Below are 18,818 nucleotides of genomic sequence, written 5' to 3' on the forward strand. Positions count from 1 at the left end.
CCTGGGGCGCGACCCGTTCGGACCGCTCGTCAGCGGCGGGCGGCCCCTTTGTCCCGTTTTTTGCGCAAGCCCGGAGGCGGTCTCATGTGGCTCCAGTTCATCCTCGTGGCGCTCCTGCAGGTCGCCATGCTCCTCGTTCCCGGCTACCTCGCGCTCAGGGCGCTCGGGCTTCCCCGCATGTGGTCGCTGTGCTGCGGGGCGCTCGTGGGCCTCGCGCTCGTCGCGGGCTTCGCCCAGGCGCTCACGCTGGCCGGCCTGCCCGCGACGCCCGTGGCGGTGCTCGCCCTCGCCGCCGGCGCCCCTGCCGTAGCGCTCGCGCTCGTGCGGCGCCGCGGGGCCGCCGAGGTCGAGCTGCCGCGGATCTGGCCCGTCGCCGCGGTCGCGAGCCTGGCGCTCGGAGTGGCCCTGGGCTGCAACCTCTACGTCGGGCGCCTCGGCTCGCCCGACGCGCTCTTCCAGGCGTACGACGTGACCCAGCACCTCGGCGTCATCCGCTCCATGGCCGACTCGGCGCGCCTCACCTCGCTGGGCGTGAGCCCCTACCTGGGCGCCGCGGACGCGGCCGTCGCGCCGGTGTGCCTCGCCGGCTTCTACCCGGCGGCCTGGCACTCCCTGTGCGCCCTCTCGGTCATGGCCACGGGCGCGAGCGTGGTCGTCGCGATCAACGCGTCGATGCTCGTCCTCCCCTGCCTCGCCCTCCCGCTCGCGTTCTCGGCGCTGCTCGCGGCTCTCTTCCCCGGGAGCCGGCGCGCCCAGGGCTGCGGCGCCCTCGTGTGCCTCGCCTTCGCGGCGTTCCCCTGGAACCTCCTCGCCTTCGGGCCGGTGTGGCCCAACGTCGCGGGCTTCTCGCTCATGCCCGCCGCCATGGCGCTGTTCGTCTGCGCGCTCGACGACGCCCCGTCGCCCTCGGGCCGGGCGCGCCTGTTCGGGGCCGTGGTCGTGGGCGCGGCGGGGCTCGCCCTGTGCCACCCCAACACGATCTTCACCTGCGTGCTCCTCCTCAGCCCCTACGTGGTGCACCGCATCCTGGACGCGTGCGCCGCGCGCGGGGTCGCCCCGGCGCGGCGGGCGCTCGCGGGGGCGGGATTTGCGCTCGTCGTCGTCGCGTTCTGGGTGGTCTGCTTCCACCTCCCCTTCCTGCAGAGCACGGTGACCCACGTGTGGCAGCCCTTCGCGCGCGCCTGGCAGCAGGTCGTGAACACCCTCACGCTCTCCTACACCTACGGCTTCAACGTCGAGATCGCCGCGCAGGGCGTCCTCGCCGCGCTCGTGGCGGCGGGTGCCGTGAGCGCGCTCTTCTCGCCCGGCCGCCGCTGGCTCGTGGCGTCCTACGCGCTCGCGTGCGGCGTGCTCTTCGCGAGCGCCACGCTCACCGGCGAGCTCAAGCAGCTCGTCGCGGGGTTCTGGTACACCGACCCCATGCGCCTCGCCGCGAACTGCGCCATCGCGGGCGTCCCGCTCGCGGCGCTCGGCCTGTCGTGGGCCTACGGCATGGCGCGCAGGCTCGTCGACGCCTACAACGCGCCGCTCGGCCGCGCCGGGCACCCGCGCCTCGTCGCCGGCGTGACGGGCGCCGCGTTCCTTCTCGCGAACTTCATGCCGAGCTTCAACCTCCCCGGCCAGCACTACCGCCCCGACGAGCAGGAGAAGGCCGAGTACGCGCAGGTCGCCGAGCCGCGCGACTGGCCGCGGAACCTCCACACCGCCTTCGGCGACTACCGGGAGCTCGCCCGGGAGGTCTACTCCTACGACCAGCCGCTCGACGGGGCGGAGCGCTCCTTCGCGGGCCGGGTCGCCGAGCTCGTGGGGGACGACGAGCTCATCGTCAACAACCCCATGGACGGCAGCTTCCTCACCTACGGGACGGACGGGCTGCGCCTGTACTACCGCAACTTCATCGGCTTCGAGACCGAGACCGACGAGAGCCGCACCCTGCGCCTGCACCTGAGCGAGTACGCCACGAGCCCGGAGGTGCGCGCGGCGGTCGAGGCCGTCGACGCGCGCTACGTGCTCCAGATGAACGGCGACGAGTCCGAGGCGAGCTTCATCAACATGCGCGGCAACTACGACGCCGCCATGGTCGAGGGCATCACGTCGATCACGCCCGAGACGGAGGGCTTCGAGCTCGTGGCTCGGGAGGGCGACCTCGCGCTGTACCGCATCGAGCGGTAGCCGCGCGGGCGGGGCGGCGCCCCGGCGCCCGGGCTCACGTCGCATACGTGCTAGAATTCCCAAATGTGCCTGAAGAGCAAGAGGGAGCCCAGTGACATGAGAGTGCTAGCCGTCGTACCGGCCTTCAACGAGCAGGAGTGCCTCTCGGGCACCATCGCCTCGCTCACCGCGACGTGCCCGGACGTCGACTACCTCGTCGTGAACGACGGCTCGCGCGACGGCACCGCCCGCGTCATGCGCGACGAGCGCCTGAACGGCGTGAGCCTCCCCATCAACACGGGGCTCACCTCGGCGTTCCGCACGGGCATGAAGTACGCCCTGCGCCACGGCTACGACGCGGTCGTGCAGTTCGACGCCGACGGTCAGCACCTCCCGGAGTACATCCCCGTGATGGCGAGGACCCTCGAGGAGCGCGGCGCCGACATCGTGATCGCCTCGCGCTACCTCGACGGCACCGTGCGGCCCAGCGGGGCGCGCGGGGCGGGGTCGCGCCTCATCACGTTCCTGATCAAGGCCACCACCGGCGTCACGATCACCGACCCCACGAGCGGCCTGCGCATGTACAGCCGCCGCATGATCGACCTCTTCGCCACCGGCTTCGACTGCGCCCCCGAGCCGGACATGGTGGCGCTCGTCGCGCGCAGGTACGGCCCCGTCGTCGAGATCCAGGCGCGCATGCAGGAGCGACAGGGCGGCGAGAGCTACCTCAAGCTCGGCAACGTCATCAAGTACATGAGCCGGACGTGCCTCTCCATCCTCATGTCCCGATTCCTCAGGTAGGTGCCATGCTCCCCTTCTATCTCCGCATCCTGCTCGTTGCGGGCGCCGTGCTCGCGCTCGTCGTCGTGGGGCGCCAGGTCAGGCGACAGAAGATCCTCGTCGAGGACGCCGTGTTCTGGGTCGTGCTCGCCGCCATCTTCATCGTGCTCGCGGTCTTCCCGGGCGTCGCGATTGAGCTCGCCCACGCGCTCGGCTTCATGAGCGCGAGCAACTTCGTCTACCTCGCGATCATCGTGCTCCTGCTCTGGAAGGTCTTCACCAACTCCGGCGAGATCAGCCGGCTCAAGACGCGCGTGAACGAGCTCGCGCAGGAGGTCGCCCTCGCGCACAAGGACGACGCCGGCGCCGACGGGGCCGCAAAGGCCCGGGCGCGCGAGGCCGAGCGGGACGCGTAGGCGCCGCGGCCACCCGGACCCGCAGCGGCCGGGACCGGCGACGCGCGGGCGCACGAATGCCGCGCGATTGGGTACTCCGGCGTCGCCGCGCATGGCGAAGGCCGCGCTCCGGCGCAAAGCCCCGGCGATTGGGTACCGCCCCAGCCGGCGCGGCGCGCGGGGAGGCAAGGAGCCCACCCAATCGTCCAAGAAACGCGGCACTTCTCGCCTGTGGGGAGGCCGTGAGCCCGTCCTTGGGTCGACAAACATAAAAAGTTATGCCCAATCGCATGGGGGAGCTGACAAAACGGCCTTTTTGTCGCGCGCCAAGGACGTCTGATGCCCAATCGTCGCCCGAGTCTGGCAGAGCAGCCCGGCGCCGCGCGACGTCGCGCGGGGAGAAGAACGCGGGGCCGGCGTCACGAGGCGGCCCGGCGCCGCGCGCCGGGGCGGGGCGCTACAGCATCCCCAGGAGGAACATCGCCCTGAGCGCCGCCTCGGCCGCGAGCGTCTGGCGCAGGCGCACCGGGGCGAGCGCCTTGGCGAGCCGCCCGCCGTCGACGAAGCGCCGCAGCAGCGCGCGCCGCTCGTCGTCCATCCGCCCGCCGAGGCACGCGTCGAGCTTTCGCAGCTGCTCGGTCACGCGCGCGAGCTCCCCGCCCGCGAGGAACGTCCGCACCCGGTAGCGCAGGAGCGCCAGCCCCGACGATCCGGTCGGGCTCGCGTTCGAGCCGGTGCGCCGGTACTCGAGCGAGCAGAAGTCATCGTAGACCAGCTCCCCCACCGCGCACGCCACCAGGGCGATCCACCAATCGTGGCAGTAGACGCCCTCGCGGCCCGCCGCCGTCACGCAGTCGACGAGCGCGCGGTTGAGCACCATAGTGTTCCCCGAGGTCACGTTCTCGTAGAGCATCCGGGCGAAGTCGACGCCCGAGCGGTTGAGGTGCGAGCGGCCCTGCGGCACCATGTCGGCGTCGCAGAACACGTACTCGGAGCAGTAGGCGCGCGGCACGCGCGGGTCCTTCTCGCCCACCACGGCGAGCGCCCGCGCGAGCTTGTCGGGGTGCCAGACATCGTCCTGGTCGCAGAGGGCCACGTAGGGGACGTCGCTCGGCACCAGGGACAGCAGCTCCATGAACGACCCCACCACGCCGAGGTTGCGCCCGCGCACGAGCACGATCTCGCCCGCGCGCTCGTAGGGCGAGAGCACGTCGAGCGTGCCGTCCGTGGAGCCGTCGTCGCGCACGTAGACGCGCACGTCGACGCCGTCCTGCGAAAGCGCGCTCTCGAGCTGGGCGACCACGTGGTCGGCGCCGTTGTAGGTCGACATCGCGACCGCGACCACCGGGCGCGCGCCTCCGGCGGCCACCGGGGGCGCGGCGCGCGTCCCCCCTCCTGTCACCGCGCGTGCGGCACCCACGCGCCCTCCTCTCTGCGAGCTGCCCCCAAGGGGTACCATAGTCAGTTGCATGCAAGCCTAGGATAGCGCAAGAGAGGATCGCCCCGATGAGCAACGCCCCGGCGACGGCGGACAGCGTCGCGCTCAGCATCGTCGTGCCCTGCTACAACACGCGGGCCTATCTCCCGCGCTGCGCGGCGTCGCTGCTCGCGCAGACGCTCGAGGGCATCGAGGTCGTCTTCGTCAACGACGGCTCCCCGGACGGCTCGCTCGAGCTGCTGCGCGAGCTCGAGGCCGCCCACCCCGGCGTCGTGCGCGTGGTCGACCAGCCCAACGCCGGCCTCTGGAACGCGCGGTGGTCGGGCACGGACGTGGCCCGCGGCGCCTACGTCACCTACGTCGACAGCGACGACTACGTGGATCCCGACTTTGCCCGCGACCTCTACGAGACCGCCGTGCGCGAGGACGCGGACGTGGTGGTCTGCGGGTTCAGGCGCGTGGGCGAGAAGGACGGCGCGACCATCTCCACCGAGATGGCCGACCCCCGCCCGCCCTTCGTGGCCCACGACGAGCCGGACCGCCTCGTCGAGATCAACCCCGCGGCCTGGAACAAGTGCTTCCGCCGCGACCTGCTCATGCGGATGCGGCGCCTCGCCGAGCCCCCGCGCATCCTCGAGGACGTCACGCTGAGCCAGCTCGCCTACCTCGCCGCGCGCGGGAGGGTGGCCTTCACCGGCACGGCGCCGTACAACTACCTCATCCGCGAGGGCTCCATGATCAACACCGTGACGGTCGAGCAGGTCGAGAGCGTGCGCCGGGCCCTGCTCGAGGTGCGGCGCGACTTCGAGGAGGACGGGGCCCCGGACGCCCTGCTCGAGGAGCTCGACGCGACGGCCTTCCTGCACCTGGGGGTCTCGATGTCGTTTCGGCTCTCGTGCAGCCCGGGGGTTGACCTCGCCGGCGAGCTGCGCCGCACCACCGCCTACCTCGACGCCAACTTCCCCACCTGGCGCCGCTCGCCGTTCGTCAGCGCCCGGCTCGCCGCCACCCGCGGCGGGGCCTACCTCAAGCTCTACGTCGCCCGGCTCTTCTACAAGGCGCACCTCATGCGCCCGTTCCTCGCCGCCTACCGGATGTTCCTCGAGCGCTCCGGCACCGACGTCAAGTGGTGAGGCGCGTCGGGCGAGAGGGGCGCGAGAGCAGGTCCTTCTCGCCTGACGCGCCCTTCTCGCCGCACCCCGCCCAGCACAACACGAGAGAGGCACCCATGACCCGAGACATCGCCGTGAGCGTCATGTGCATCTGCTACAACCAGGTCGACTACGTCGCCGACGCGCTCGACAGCTTCCTCGCGCAGAAGACCGACTTCCCGTTCGAGATCCTCGTGAACGACGACTGCTCGACGGACGGCACCACCGAGGTGCTCCGCGAGTACGAGCGGCGCCACCCCGACCGCGTCACCCTCGTCACGCACGACGAGAACCAGTACTCGAAGGGCGTCTACCCCTGGGGGACGTTCCTCCTGCCCCGCGCGCGCGGGCGCTACGTCGCCCTGTGCGAGGGCGACGACTTCTGGTGCGACCCCACCAAGCTGCAGCGGCAGTTCGACGTCATGGAGGCGAACCCGCGCCTGTCCGCCTGCGTCCACGCGAGCGTGAACGTGGTCGCCTCGAGCGGCAAGCGCTTCTCGTCGCTGCACTTCTACGACCGGGACCGCCCCGTGGACATCGAGGACCTCTTCCAGCAGGTGCAGTGCTTCGCCACCAACAGCCTCTTCATCCGCACCGACGCCATGCGCGCCTACCAGGACTCCCCCATCCGCCCGCTCGCCGCCGACGGCGACCACAAGCTCACGCTCTTCTTCGCCTCGCGCGGCGACGGCATGTACTACCTCGACCGCGAGATGAGCGCGTACCGCCTCTTCGCCAAGAACTCCATCAACCGGACGATGATGCTCAGCCCGCGCCACGACGAGATCGTGCGCAGCAAGCACGACGGCCGCGTTGAGCTGCTGCGCGCCATCGACGCCCACACGGGCGGCGCGCACCACGAGGCCGTCGAGCGCGGCATCGACAGCATGGACTTCGCGCTGTGCAAGGACCTGCGCGACTACCGCGAGCTCAGGCGGCGCTGGCCCGAGCGGCTGCGCGCGGAGTCGCTCCCCTCGCGCGCGAACCTCTGGCTCTACACGTACTGTCGGCCGCTCCACCGCCTCGCGTACGGCCTGTACTGCCGGCTCTAGCGCAGGGCGGGGGGCGCGGGGCGCGGGGCCGCGGGGCGGGGGGGCGCACTCGGCGGGCTTTCTGTCCGCTCGGACAAGAACGGGCTCGAGTGCGCGCTCTTTCCCATGGCTCAGCGCGCACTCGGCGGGATTTCCGTCCGCTCGGACAAGAACGGGCTCGAGTGCGCGCCCTCTCCCGTGGCTCAGCGCGCACTCGGCGGGATTTCCGCCCGCTCGGACAAGAATGCGCTCGGATGCGCGCTGGCCTGCGCGCACTCGGCGGGATTTCCGTCCGTTCGGACAAGAACGGGCTCGAGTGCGCGCCCTCTCCCGTGGCTTAGCGCGCACTCGGCGGGATTTCCGTCCGCGCGGACAAGAATGGACTCGAGTGCGCACTGGCCTGAGCGCACTCAACCGGATTTCCGTCCGCGCGGACAAGAACGGGCTCGAATGCGCGCTGGCCTGAGCGCACTCAACCGACTTTCTGTCCGCGCGGACAACACCGCACGCCGGGACCCGTCTCTCTCAGCGCCCGCGCACCCCGCCCGCACCACGGCGTCGCACAATCTCGAGATTGTGCGACGGGCCCAGCTGGCGATCCGCTCTGTATTTGTGCGACGGAGGGGCTCCGCAAAGAGCGGCCTCAGGGGCGAGAAGAACCTCCAGCTGGCACCTTGTTCCCCTCGGCAACCTCGGCCCGCACAGTTCCGGAATCGCTCGCCCGGAGAGGGTCGCGCACAATCTCGAGATTGTGCGCGGCGGCAACGGGACCGAGCCCTCCGCGCGGCGGCAGCGGGCCCGCGCCCCCGCGCGACGGCTAGCCGCGGCAGCCGGCGACCACGTCGCAGATGAGGTCCACGTCCTCGAGCGCGAGGTCCGCGTACATGGGAAGCGTGAGCACGCGGTCGGCGACGTGGCGGGCCACCGGCGTCGCGGACGAGTCGAAGCGGCCCGCGTAGCACGCGTAGTCGCTGATCAGCGGGTAGAAGTACTTGCGCGGGTGGATGTCGCGCGCCATGAGGGCGTCGTAGACCTCGTCGCGCGTGGCGCCGAACTCGTCCTCCTCGAAGACGACCGGCAGGTAGGCGTAGTTGGGCGTGACCCCGGGCTGCGGCAGGCTCAGCCTCGCCCCGGGAAGCTCGCCGAGCCGCTCCCAGTAGCGCTCGGCAACCACGCGGCGACGGGCGATCTCCTCGCGGACGTGGCGCAGGTTGCAGATGCCCATGGCGGCGCAGAACTCGTTCATCTTGGCGTTCCCGCCCACGTACTCGACCGACTCCGTGCCCGTGATGCCGAAGTTCTTCCACTGGTCGAGGAGGTCCTTGAGAGAGGGGTCGGCGAAGCACACCGCGCCCCCCTCGATGGTGTTGAAGACCTTGGTGGCGTGGAACGAGAACATCGACGCGTCTCCGAACGACGCCGCCGACACGCCGTTGCGCTCGACCGCGAAGGCGTGCGCCGCGTCGTAGATGACCTTGAGCCCGTGGCGTCGCGCGATGTCGCCGATCGCCTCGACGTCGCAGAGGTTGCCGTACACGTGGACCGGCATGATCGCGCAGGTCTCGTCGTCCACGAGCTCCTCGACGCGCTCGGGGTCGAGCGTGTAGTCGTCGGGACGGATGTCGGCGAAGACGGGCGTCAGCCCCTTGCGCACGATGGCGTGGGTCGTCGAGGCAAAGCTGTAGGGGGTCGTGATGACCTTGCCGCGCAGGCCCATGGCCTCGAGCACGCACTCGAGCGCGCTGTGGCCGTTCACGAAGAGCGCGATGTTGTCCACGCCGAGGAACTCCCGCAGGTCGGCCTCGAGCCGACGGTGCTTCTCGCCCATGTTGGTGAGCCAGTGGGACTCCCAGAGCGGGGCGATCTCGGCCGCGTACTCCTCGAACGGGGGCATGGACGAGCGGGTGACGAGGATGGGAGTGGTGGGCATGGGGGCTCCTAGCGATGTCGGTCCTGTCGTGCGGCCGCGGACGCCACGCGCCCCCGCCCGCCGCGCGGCCCCGCGGCCTCAGCCGGGCCGGGGAGCCACAGAGCCATACTAGCCCTCATCGCCTCCCCCTGCCGAGCACGCCGCGCGCGGTCGAGAGCAGGTACTCGAACTCCTCGACGCGCAGCAGGCGCGCCGCGCCGAGGTAGACGACCGCCATCACGACGACCTGCAGCGCGATCTGCGGGAGCTCCCCCAGCCCGAGCGCCGAGACGCCCCACGCCGCCGCGGCGGCGAGCGCGGCGAGCAGGAAGGCGGGGCAGATGTCGCGCACCTGCTCGGAGTAGCGGTAGCCGATGACCTCGCGGTTGGGGGACGCGTTGATGAAGGTGCTCAGCACGGCAACGACGATGTAGCCGCCCACGATGGCATAGAGGTCCCGCAGGACGAAGGTCGTGAACAGGATGACGCTCACGCCGAGGGCCTTCTTGATGAGCTCGAGGCGCAGGAACAGGTCGCTCCTGCCCATGCCGTTGAGGACCTGGAGGTTGGTCGACTGGATGGGCAGCAGCGCGTAGACGAGGCAGTACATCTGGAGGAACGGCACGCAGGGAACCCACGCCTCGCCCAGGAGCACCGTCACGAGCGGCTCGGCGACCACAGCGAAGAGCACCATCGCGGGCGCCACGAGGAAGGTGCCCGTCTTGAGGGCGCGGCGCGCGAGGCGCTTGACCATGGCGCGGTCGTCCTGGACGCGCGAGGTCGCGGAGAGCATGACGGGCTGGATGGCGCCGTCGAGCAGGGTTCCCAGGGCGCTGGGGTAGCGCTTGCCCTGGCTCACGAAGCCGAGCTGGGAGGTGGTGAAGACCTTGCCGATGAGCAGGTCCGAGAGGCCCTGGTAGGCCTGCTCGAGCATGCCGGAGGCGAGGAGCTTCCAGCCGAAGGAGAAGAAATGGCGGGCGCGGTCGGGGCGGAAGACGGCGCGCGGCTTCCAGGGCACCTGCAGCGCGAGCACGAGGCACTTGCAGAGCTGCTGCGCGAGCTGCTGCGCGACGAGCGCCCAGAGCCCGCCGCCGGCGAGGGCCACCGCGATGCCGACGGTCCCCGACACGAGCACGGCGCTCACCGTGGCGCGGAAGGTCTTGCGGAAGTCGAGCTCGCGCGCGACGATGGCCTCCTGGACGGCGTTGTACGCGTTGACCACGAAGACGAGCAGCAGCACGCGCAGCGGAGCCACGGCGCTCGGGATGGCGTAGAAGGCGGCGATGGCCGGCGCGGCGAGAAAGAGCGCGCCGTAGAGGGCGACGGAGAGCGCGAGGCTCATCCAGAAGACGGTCGAGAAGTCCTCCTCGGTGGCGTCGGGCGCCTGGATGATCGCGGTGTTGAGGCCGCTCTGCACGATGACGTTGCCCACGTTCACGAAGACGAGCATGATCGCGAGCACGCCGAACTCGCTCGGCGCGAGCAGGCGCGCCATGACCACCTGCACGAGCAGGGTCACGACGGACGAGCCGCCCTGCTCGAAGAGCTTCCAGAAGAGGGAGCGTATGGTCACCGACTTGAGCTCGCCTGCGCGCACGGGCCGCCCCTCTCGGGTCGCGACTGCTGGGGACTGGGCCGGGCGCGGCGGGGCCGCCGGAGCTCGCCGCGGCGGGGCCGCCGGTCGCGGCCGCGGGGCGGGCGACTGCCCGACACCGCCGCGGCGCCATGGCCGCGGCGCCTGCTATGGTACGACATGCGCGCCCGCGGCGGGCCGGGCGGGCGCCCGCCGCCGCGGGCGCGCACGAATTGACCACGCCGCCGCGCGGGAGGGGCGGGGGCGCGGTGTATCATCGCTAGCAGGGCGGCGCCGCAGGGGCCGCAGCCGCACGGACGACCAAGGAGCGACCACATGAGCGAGAACAACGACCTCGAGCGCATGCTCTCCGAGGGCTTCACCCGAAGGTTCGCGACCGGCTACCTGCGGACCCTCGAGCGGGAGCGCGAGAGCGGCCTGTTCGACGCCGACTACCTCGCCTGGTGCCACGCCCACGGCTTCACCGGGGAGTCCGCCTGCGCCTACGGGCTCACCGATCATACGCTCGGCAGCTACCTCTCGGACTACGACTACGCGCGCCTCTGGCCGCTCAACGGCTGGCAGCGCATCTGGATCAACGACAAGCTCACCCTGAACGCCCTCGTGCAGGGCACCGACCTCGAGCGCTACGTCCCCGCCTACTTCTACTACACCGAGCCCGACCGCCTGCTGCCGCTCGCGGGGAGCGCGTGGCGCCCGGGCGTCGAGGGCCTGCTCCGAACGCTGCGCGAGCGCGGGGAGTTTGCCTGCAAGCCGTGCAACGGGTCGCTCGCCAAGGGCTTCCACCACCTCGCGTGGGACGGCGGCTCCTACCTCGTCGACGGCGAGGAGGTGGGAGCGGCGGGCGTCGAGGCCTTCGTCGCCGGCCACCCCAACTACGTCTTCACCGAGTTCATCCGCCCCGAGGCGAGCCTCGCGCGCGTGAACCCCCTCATCCACACCATCCGCACCCTCGTGCTCGACCCGACCGGCTGCGACCCCGTCCCCGCCATGACCTACCTGCGCTTCGGCATGGGCGACCCCGCGTCGGGGACCGGGGCGAACTACGTGGAGCCCACCACGGCCGACATCTGCTCGTTCAACGTCCACGTGGACGTGGCCACGGGCGCCTACGGAGACGGGCGCCTCGTCTACGCCAACCGCGTGGAGGAGTGCCGCGAGCACCCGGTGAGCGGCGTCGCCGCCGAGGGCGTCGTCCCGCGCTGGGACGAGCTGCTCGAGATGGTGCGTCGCATCGCCCTCAAGGTCGGCGCATGCGAGTACCTGGGGTTCGACGCCTGCATGACCGAGCGCGGACCCATGATCATGGAGATCAACTCGCACACGGGCATCAAGTACCTGCAGCTCTTCCGCCCCGTCTTCGACGACCCGGTGGCGGGCCCCTACTTCGAGCGCAGGCTCGCGCGCCTCGACTCCCTCAGCGAGGACGAGCGCCGGGCGAGAAGCACGATCGTGCGGTAGGCGCGCCGGCGCGCCCCCACGCGCCCGCCGGCGCGCCCCTACGCGTCGCGCCGGCGGCGCTCCTGCTCCTCGTAGGCGGCGTAGGCGGCGAGCTCCCACTGCTTGCGGTCGACCTTGGCCACGGAGTCGAGGATGAGCCCGCACGCGAGCGAGAGGCTCGCCAGGAACACGAACGCCACGGCGAGCAGCGCGGTCGGCAGCCGCGGGACGAGCCCCGTGTCCAGGAACTCCGCGATCACGGGGACGCCGAGCACGAGGCCGATCACGGCGAGCAGCGCGGAGATGAGGCCGAAGAACTTCATCGGCCGGTAGTTCTTGAACAGCGTCCCGATCATGGCGATGACCTTGAGGCCGTCGGAGACCGTTGAGAGCTTCGAGACGCTGCCCTCGGGACGGTCGCGGTAGACGATGGGCACGTCAACGATGCGCATGCGACGGTCGACGGCGTGGATGGAGAGCTCGGTCTCGATCTGGAAGCCCTCGGAGAGCACGGGGAAGGTCTTCACGAACGCGCGCGAAAAGGCCCGGTACCCCGTCATGACGTCGTCGAACGAGTAGCCGTAGATCCAGCGGATCATGAGGCGCACGAGGTCGTTGCCGAAGCCGTGGAAGGCGCGCTTGTTCTCCTTGCCGTACGTCCCGTTTGAGAGGCGGTCGCCCACGGTCATGTCCGCCTCGCCCGCAAGGATCGGGTCCACGAGCTGGCGCGCCGCGTCGGCGGGGTAGGTGTCGTCGCCGTCGACCATGAGGTAGCAGTCGGCGTCGATGTCGCGGAACATCTGGCGCGCGACGTTGCCCTTGCCCTGGCGCGGCTCGAAGACGACCGTGGCGCCGTGGGCGCGGGCGATCTCGGACGTGCGGTCGGAGGAGTTGTTGTCATAGACGTAGACCGTCGCCTCGGGGAGGCAGCGGTGGAAGTCGTCGACGACCCGGGCGATGGTGAGCTCCTCGTTGTAGCAGGGCACGAGGACGGCGATGGTCTGCTTGGGTGCCATGGGGCGTGGGTCCAATCCTTTCGGCTGGGGTGCGTGCGGGGCGGGAGGGGTGCGGGGCTAGCGCCCGAGCTCCTCGCGCAGGCGCCCGAGGTACTCGGCGAGCTCGTCCTCCCAGTCGCGCGGCGAGAAGCCCGTCGCCTCGAGCTTGGCGAGGTCGAGGGCGGAGTGCTCGGGACGCGGGGCAACCGGCCCGGAGGCGCTCGCGTAGTACTCCGCCGTGGTCACGGGGACGACGGCGTCCCCGTTGNACCGCCACATGGGGCGGGGGCGCCGCACGCCGCCCGCGCCGCCCCCGCCCCATGTGGCGGTTGCGTGCGAGCGCCCCGCGTAGGCTAGAATATCTACCTTGAACATGAATGCGCAGGCTCCTTCGGAAGGGGAGAATCACATGGCCGAGACCTTCGAGCCCACCAACATCATCGTGACCGGCGGCTGCGGCTTCATCGGGTCCAACTTCGTCCACCACGTCGTGAACAACCACCCCGGGGTCCACGTGACCGTCCTCGACAAGCTCACGTACGCGGGCAACCCCGAGAACATCGCCGGCCTGCCCGCCGACCGCGTCGAGCTCGTCGTGGGCGACATCTGCGACGCCGAGCTCCTCGACCGCATCGTCCCGGGGCACGACGCCATCGTCCACTACGCGGCCGAGTCCCATAACGACAACTCCATCGCCGACCCCGAGCCCTTCGTCCAGACCAACGTCGTGGGCACGTTCCGCCTGCTCGAGGCCGCGCGCAAGTACGACGTGCGCTACCACCACGTCTCGACCGACGAGGTCTACGGGGACCTCGCCCTCGACGACCCGGCGCGCTTCACCGAGGAGACCCCCTACAGGCCGAGCTCGCCGTACTCCTCCTCCAAGGCCAGCTCCGACATGCTCGTGCGCGCCTGGCACCGCACCTACGGCATCCGCGCCACGATCTCCAACTGCTCCAACAACTACGGCCCCTACCAGCACGTGGAGAAGTTCATCCCGCGTCAGATCACCAACATCATCGACGGGATCCGCCCCAAGCTCTACGGCGACGGCAAGAACGTCCGCGACTGGATCCACACCGAGGACCACTCCTCGGCGGTCTGGACCATCCTCACCAAGGGCCGGCTCGGCGAGACCTACCTCATCGGCGCTGACGGCGAGAAGGACAACATCTCGGTGCTCCGCGCGATCCTGCGCGCCATGGGCCAGCCCGAGGACGCCTTCGACTGGGTCCGCGACCGCCCCGGCCACGACCGCCGCTACGCCATCGACTCGACCAAGCTCCGCCGCGAGCTCGGCTGGCAGCCGCAGCACACCGACTTCGAGAGCGGCCTCGAGGCCACGATCGCGTGGTACCGCGACCACGAGGCGTGGTGGCGCCCGGCCAAGGCCGAGACCGAGGCCAAGTACGCCAAGCAGGGCCAGTAGGACCGAGGGGAGAAGGACCATGAGCTCCAGGCGGACCCTCGTCACCGGCTGCTACGGCCAGCTCGGCCGCGCCGTGCGCGCGCTGGCCGCGGCGCGCGGCGTCGCCGGCGACTTCGACTTCTGCGACATCGACACCTTCGACATGGGCGACGCGGCGGCCTACGACGGCGTCGACTGGGACGCGTACGGCACGGTCATCAACTGCGGCGCGTTCACCGCGGTCGACGCGGCGGAGACCCCCGAGGGCCGCGTCAGCTGCTGGCGCGCCAACGCGACCGGCCCGAGCCGGTCATGTCGTAGAGGCCGTAGGGGGCGTCCGCGTCCAGCAGGTGGAAGATCGCGGCCGCCATCTGGTCGGTGAAGGTGAGGCGGCCCTCCTGGTCGTCGACCACGGTGACCCGCGCGAGCTCGCCGGAGGCCACGCGGTCGGAGAGGCCCCACATGGTCCTCACGAAGTTCCTGCCGTCCCCGATGACCCAGGAGCTGCGCAGGATGTAGTGGCGCGGGCAGCCCATGACGGCGAGGTCGCCCGCAGCCTTGGACTGGCCGTAGACGGAGATCGGCGAGAGGGGTTCCTCCTCGTCGTGCAGCTCGCGCGTGCCGTCGAAGACGTAGTCGGAGCTCACGTGCACGAGGGTGGCGTCGTGCGCCGCGCACGTGCGGGCGAGCAGGCTCGGGCCGGTCGCGTTGGCGCGCCAGCAGCTGACGCGGCCCTCGGGGGTCTCCGCCGCGTCGACCGCGGTGAACGCGCCGCAGTTGATGACCGTGCCGTACGCGTCCCAGTCGACGCCGTCGTAGGCCGCCGCGTCGCCCATGTCGAAGGTGTCGATGTCGCAGAAGTCGAAGTCGCCGGCGACGCCGCGCGCCTCGGCCAGCGCGCGCACGGCGCGGCCGAGCTGGCCGTAGCAGCCGGTGACGAGGGTCCGCCTGGAGCTCATGGTCCTTCTCCCCTCGGTCCTACTGGCCCTGCTTGGCGTACTTGGCCTCGGTCTCGGCCTTGGCCGGGCGCCACCACGCCTCGTGGTCGCGGTACCACGCGATCGTGGCCTCGAGGCCGCTCTCGAAGTCGGTGTGCTGCGGCTGCCAGCCGAGCTCGCGGCGGAGCTTGGTCGAGTCGATGGCGTAGCGGCGGTCGTGGCCGGGGCGGTCGCGGACCCAGTCGAAGGCGTCCTCGGGCTGGCCCATGGCGCGCAGGATCGCGCGGAGCACCGAGATGTTGTCCTTCTCGCCGTCAGCGCCGATGAGGTAGGTCTCGCCGAGCCGGCCCTTGGTGAGGATGGTCCAGACCGCCGAGGAGTGGTCCTCGGTGTGGATCCAGTCGCGGACGTTCTTGCCGTCGCCGTAGAGCTTGGGGCGGATCCCGTCGATGATGTTGGTGATCTGACGCGGGATGAACTTCTCCACGTGCTGGTAGGGGCCGTAGTTGTTGGAGCAGTTGGAGATCGTGGCGCGGATGCCGTAGGTGCGGTGCCAGGCGCGCACGAGCATGTCGGAGCTGGCCTTGGAGGAGGAGTACGGCGAGCTCGGCCTGTAGGGGGTCTCCTCGGTGAAGCGCGCCGGGTCGTCGAGGGCGAGGTCCCCGTAGACCTCGTCGGTCGAGACGTGGTGGTAGCGCACGTCGTACTTGCGCGCGGCCTCGAGCAGGCGGAACGTGCCCACGACGTTGGTCTGGACGAAGGGCTCGGGGTCGGCGATGGAGTTGTCGTTATGGGACTCGGCCGCGTAGTGGACGATGGCGTCGTGCCCCGGGACGATGCGGTCGAGGAGCTCGGCGTCGCAGATGTCGCCCACGACGAGCTCGACGCGGTCGGCGGGCAGGCCGGCGATGTTCTCGGGGTTGCCCGCGTACGTGAGCTTGTCGAGGACGGTCACGTGGACCCCGGGGTGGTTGTTCACGACGTGGTGGACGAAGTTGGACCCGATGAAGCCGCAGCCGCCGGTCACGATGATGTTGGTGGGCTCGAAGGTCTCGGCCATGTGATTCTCCCCTTCCGAAGGAGCCTGCGCATTCATGTTCAAGGTAGATATTCTAGCCTACGCGGGGCGCTCGCACGCAACCGCCACATGGGGCGGGGGCGGCGCGGGCGGCGTGCGGCGCCCCCGCCCCATGTGGCGGTACGTGGCATTTTCTGGCTTTGCGCGGGGGCCTCTCGCGCAGGAAACCCCAATGAGTGGGTATTGATTCACAGGCAGGACACGGGACGCCTCGTCCCGAGACCCGCGCAAAGCCAGAAAATGCCACGTTTCCCGGCCGACTGGGTACTCCAGGGCTCGGAGAGGTCACGCGCCGAGGAAGGCCACCACCCAATCGTAGGGGGTTCGTCGCAAAAACGGCCTCTCGGAGTGACGCGAGTACCCAATCGCGGCGCCCTCCTGGCACCTCGCGCCCTCCCCCGACGTCGGTCGACCAAAATCGCCCGGAGGGCGGCCCGCAACGGGGAGCCAGCACCGGGGCGCGGCGCCGGAGGGCGGCCCGCAACGGGGAGCCAGCACCGGGGCGCGGCGCCGGAGGGCGGCCCGCAACGGGCGGGAGAGAAGGACGCGGGGCCGCCCCCGCGCCCCGGCAGGGAGCCGGGCGCCGGACAGCCCCGCGTCCGCCCGGGCTAGTCGCGGTAGGGGCGGTCGGGCGCGATCTTGCCCTCGGCGACGGTGCGCAGATGCGCGCCGTAGTTGGACTTCCCGTAGCGCTCGGCGCACTCGAGCAGGCGCTCGCGGGAGACCCAGCCGTTCTCGTAGGCAATCTCCTCGGGCACGCTGACGGGCAGGTCCTGCGCGGTCTCCACCGTGCGGACGAACTGAGAGGCCTCGAAGAGGCTCTCCATGGTGCCGGTGTCGAGCCAGGCGTAGCCGCGCCCGAGCGTCACCACGTCGAGGCTTCCGTCCTCGAGGTACATGCGGTTGAGGTCGGTGATCTCGTACTCGCCGCGGGCGGAGGGCTCGACGGCGGCGGCGAGGTCGCTCACGCGCTCGTCGTAGAAGTACAGGCCCGTGACCGCGTAGCTGCTCTTGGGGTGCGCGGGCTTCTCCTCGATGGAGATGGCGTTGTAGTTCTCGTCGAACTCCACGACGCCGAAGCGCTCGGGGTCGTCCACGCGGTAGCCGAAGACGGTGGCGCGCCCGCGCTCCGCGTTCGCGGCGGCGCGGCGCAGGTGGCGCGAGAGCCCGTTGCCGTAGAAGATGTTGTCGCCGAGCACCAGGGCGCAGGCGTCGCCGCCGACGAACTCGCGCCCGATGACGAAGGCCTGGGCGAGGCCGTTGGGCACGGGCTGCTCCGCGTAGGAGAGCGAGACGCCGAAGTCGGAGCCGTCACCGAGCAGGCGCTCGAAGTTGGGGAGGTCGGCCGGCGTCGAGATGATCAGGATGTCGCGGATGCCCGCCAGCATGAGGGTGGAGAGCGGGTAGTAGACCATCGGCTTGTCGTAGACGGGCAGCAGCTGCTTGCTCGTGACCGTGGTCAGCGGGTAGAGACGGGTGCCGGACCCGCCGGCGAGGATGATGCCCTTCATGGGTTGCCTCCCAGGAGATGCCGAGAAAAACGTCTCGTCCATCATACGACAGCGCGCCGGGGAGCGGCGGCGGTGACGGCGCCCGGTCGCGCGACCGCGCCCGACGGGCCCGCCCCGCGGCACCTACCTGGCCTCGAGCCAGCGCTTGCGGCTCACGAAGTTCCACACCGCCACCACGACGGTGGCGACGAGCTTGGTCACGGTCACCGCCACGGCCCCGTCCCCGAGGGCGGCCGTGCCCGCCCAGATCACCGCCGAGTTGATGCCGAGCCCGATGACCGAGAGGGCCACGAAGATGACGAGCTCGCGGCGGCGCGAGAGGTCGTCGCGTCGCTCGAAGACGAAGTGCATCGACGCGACGTAGTTGAACAGTAGCGACACGACGAACGAGACCACCGACGAGGGCAGCGGGTCCCATCCCACCACCTGCGAGAGCAGCATGAGGATGCCGTAGTCGATGACGAACGCCACCGCGCCCACGACGCCGAACTTGAGGAACTGCTCAACGAGCGCCCTGAACCCCACCTTCGCCACCTTTCACGATGGGCGACGCGACGCCGGCGACGTCTCCGCGCCGACAGACAGCAAGAGGGGCCCGCGTGAGCGAGCCCCTCCCAAGTCGCCCGAGTAAACGGACTAGAGCTTGCGGACGTTGGAAGCCTGGAGCTTGCCGTTCTGGCCGGTGGTGATGTCGAACTCGACAGCCTGGCCCTCGTCCAGCGTCTTGAAGCCGTCCATCTGGATCTCGGAGTAGTGGACGAACAGGTCGTCGCCGTCCTCACGAGAGATGAAGCCGTAGCCCTTGTCCGGGTTGAACCACTTGACAGTACCCTGTGCCATGTCGTGCCTTTCTTTCTCTGCCCCGCGGGGCAAAAGCTGCGCTCGCGCGCGATACCCGTGGCGTTGCCACAGGGGATATGATACCCCGACACCGCCCCTCCATCCGCGACAATCCGCTGGGGGACAAAACAGCACCGCCCGTCCGCGCCGGGCGCGCGG

At 70.6% G+C, this 18,818-nt stretch carries 17 protein-coding genes; 8 read left to right on the forward strand and 9 right to left on the reverse strand.

Annotated elements, in window-relative coordinates; all coding sequences use genetic code 11:
• Positions 1-84: 84 nt before the first annotated feature.
• The 3 genes from BQ7106_RS03575 to BQ7106_RS03585 all read left to right on the forward strand — a co-directional run bounded on the left by BQ7106_RS03575 (position 85) and on the right by BQ7106_RS03585 (position 3,347).
• Complete coding sequence (locus tag BQ7106_RS03575; RefSeq protein WP_072371354.1) at positions 85-2,172, forward strand: DUF6541 family protein; 2,088 nt, start codon at positions 85-87, stop codon at positions 2,170-2,172.
• Between the two features lie 96 nt (positions 2,173-2,268).
• The gene (locus tag BQ7106_RS03580; RefSeq protein WP_072371357.1) at positions 2,269-2,952 is read left to right on the forward strand and encodes a glycosyltransferase family 2 protein; all 684 of its coding nucleotides are present in this window, start codon (positions 2,269-2,271) and stop codon (positions 2,950-2,952) included.
• A gap of 5 nt (positions 2,953-2,957) precedes the next feature.
• Entirely contained in the window at positions 2,958-3,347 is a 390-nt protein-coding gene (locus BQ7106_RS03585) for a DUF2304 domain-containing protein (protein ID WP_072371361.1), read from the forward strand.
• A gap of 436 nt (positions 3,348-3,783) precedes the next feature.
• Here BQ7106_RS03585 and BQ7106_RS03590 read toward each other — a convergent pair whose 3' ends face one another.
• Entirely contained in the window at positions 3,784-4,746 is a 963-nt protein-coding gene (locus BQ7106_RS03590) for a glycosyltransferase (protein ID WP_159431261.1), read from the reverse strand.
• Between the two features lie 86 nt (positions 4,747-4,832).
• Here BQ7106_RS03590 and BQ7106_RS03595 point away from each other — a divergent pair, with 86 nt between their 5' ends.
• Together BQ7106_RS03595 and BQ7106_RS03600 are read left to right on the forward strand one after the other, a co-directional pair.
• Complete coding sequence (locus tag BQ7106_RS03595; RefSeq protein WP_072371367.1) at positions 4,833-5,897, forward strand: glycosyltransferase family 2 protein; 1,065 nt, start codon at positions 4,833-4,835, stop codon at positions 5,895-5,897.
• Positions 5,898-5,992: 95 nt separating this feature from the next.
• Positions 5,993-6,967, forward strand: a complete 975-nt coding sequence (locus BQ7106_RS03600) for a glycosyltransferase (protein WP_072371370.1) — start codon at positions 5,993-5,995, stop codon at positions 6,965-6,967.
• 796 nt (positions 6,968-7,763) lie between these two features.
• On the opposite strand, the gene BQ7106_RS03605 is transcribed toward BQ7106_RS03600, so the two are convergent.
• Positions 7,764-8,876: a DegT/DnrJ/EryC1/StrS family aminotransferase gene (locus BQ7106_RS03605; protein WP_072371374.1), complete on the reverse strand. Its 1,113-nt coding sequence runs from the start codon at positions 8,874-8,876 to the stop codon at positions 7,764-7,766.
• Positions 8,877-8,991: 115 nt separating this feature from the next.
• Complete coding sequence (locus BQ7106_RS03610) at positions 8,992-10,452, reverse strand: lipopolysaccharide biosynthesis protein (RefSeq protein WP_072371376.1); 1,461 nt, start codon at positions 10,450-10,452, stop codon at positions 8,992-8,994.
• Positions 10,453-10,764: 312 nt separating this feature from the next.
• Here BQ7106_RS03610 and BQ7106_RS03615 point away from each other — a divergent pair, with 312 nt between their 5' ends.
• Positions 10,765-11,910 (forward strand): sugar-transfer associated ATP-grasp domain-containing protein, encoded by a 1,146-nt coding sequence (locus BQ7106_RS03615; protein ID WP_072371380.1) that lies wholly within the window; start codon positions 10,765-10,767, stop codon positions 11,908-11,910.
• Between the two features lie 38 nt (positions 11,911-11,948).
• Here the strand turns inward: BQ7106_RS03615 and BQ7106_RS03620 are convergent, their stop codons facing one another.
• A complete protein-coding gene (locus BQ7106_RS03620) occupies positions 11,949-12,905 on the reverse strand; it encodes a glycosyltransferase family 2 protein (RefSeq protein WP_072371383.1) in 957 nt (318 codons plus the stop codon).
• Between the two features lie 388 nt (positions 12,906-13,293).
• Here BQ7106_RS03620 and rfbB (BQ7106_RS03630) point away from each other — a divergent pair, with 388 nt between their 5' ends.
• Together rfbB (BQ7106_RS03630) and BQ7106_RS03635 are read left to right on the forward strand one after the other, a co-directional pair.
• Positions 13,294-14,313, forward strand: coding sequence for a dTDP-glucose 4,6-dehydratase (gene rfbB / locus BQ7106_RS03630; protein ID WP_072371391.1), 1,020 nt, complete (start codon positions 13,294-13,296; stop codon positions 14,311-14,313).
• 19 nt (positions 14,314-14,332) lie between these two features.
• Complete coding sequence (locus BQ7106_RS03635) at positions 14,333-14,674, forward strand: sugar nucleotide-binding protein (protein WP_129583782.1); 342 nt, start codon at positions 14,333-14,335, stop codon at positions 14,672-14,674.
• Here the strand turns inward: BQ7106_RS03635 and BQ7106_RS03640 are convergent.
• The 5 genes from BQ7106_RS03640 to BQ7106_RS03660 all read right to left on the reverse strand — a co-directional run bounded on the left by BQ7106_RS03640 (position 14,565) and on the right by BQ7106_RS03660 (position 18,659).
• On the reverse strand, positions 14,565-15,251 hold the full coding sequence (locus BQ7106_RS03640; RefSeq protein ID WP_083526880.1) for an SDR family oxidoreductase: 687 nt from the start codon (positions 15,249-15,251) through the stop codon (positions 14,565-14,567). The genes BQ7106_RS03635 and BQ7106_RS03640 overlap by 110 nt on opposite strands.
• Before the next feature lie 19 nt (positions 15,252-15,270).
• Positions 15,271-16,290 carry a dTDP-glucose 4,6-dehydratase gene (rfbB, locus tag BQ7106_RS03645; RefSeq protein WP_072371391.1) on the reverse strand — a complete coding sequence of 340 codons (1,020 nt, stop codon included), beginning with the start codon at positions 16,288-16,290 and terminating at the stop codon, positions 15,271-15,273.
• Positions 16,291-16,916: 626 nt separating this feature from the next.
• Positions 16,917-17,819, reverse strand: coding sequence for a glucose-1-phosphate thymidylyltransferase RfbA (gene rfbA, locus BQ7106_RS03650; protein WP_072371394.1), 903 nt, complete (start codon positions 17,817-17,819; stop codon positions 16,917-16,919).
• 123 nt (positions 17,820-17,942) lie between these two features.
• Positions 17,943-18,344, reverse strand: coding sequence for a GtrA family protein (locus BQ7106_RS03655; protein WP_072371397.1), 402 nt, complete (start codon positions 18,342-18,344; stop codon positions 17,943-17,945).
• A 111-nt stretch (positions 18,345-18,455) separates the two neighbouring features.
• Positions 18,456-18,659 carry a cold-shock protein gene (locus BQ7106_RS03660; RefSeq protein ID WP_072371401.1) on the reverse strand — a complete coding sequence of 68 codons (204 nt, stop codon included), beginning with the start codon at positions 18,657-18,659 and terminating at the stop codon, positions 18,456-18,458.
• Between the last annotated feature and the right edge of the window lie 159 nt (positions 18,660-18,818).

This window comes from Thermophilibacter mediterraneus (assembly GCF_900119385.1).
In the GTDB taxonomy this organism is placed as follows: Bacteria; Actinomycetota; Coriobacteriia; order Coriobacteriales; family Atopobiaceae; genus Thermophilibacter; species Thermophilibacter mediterraneus.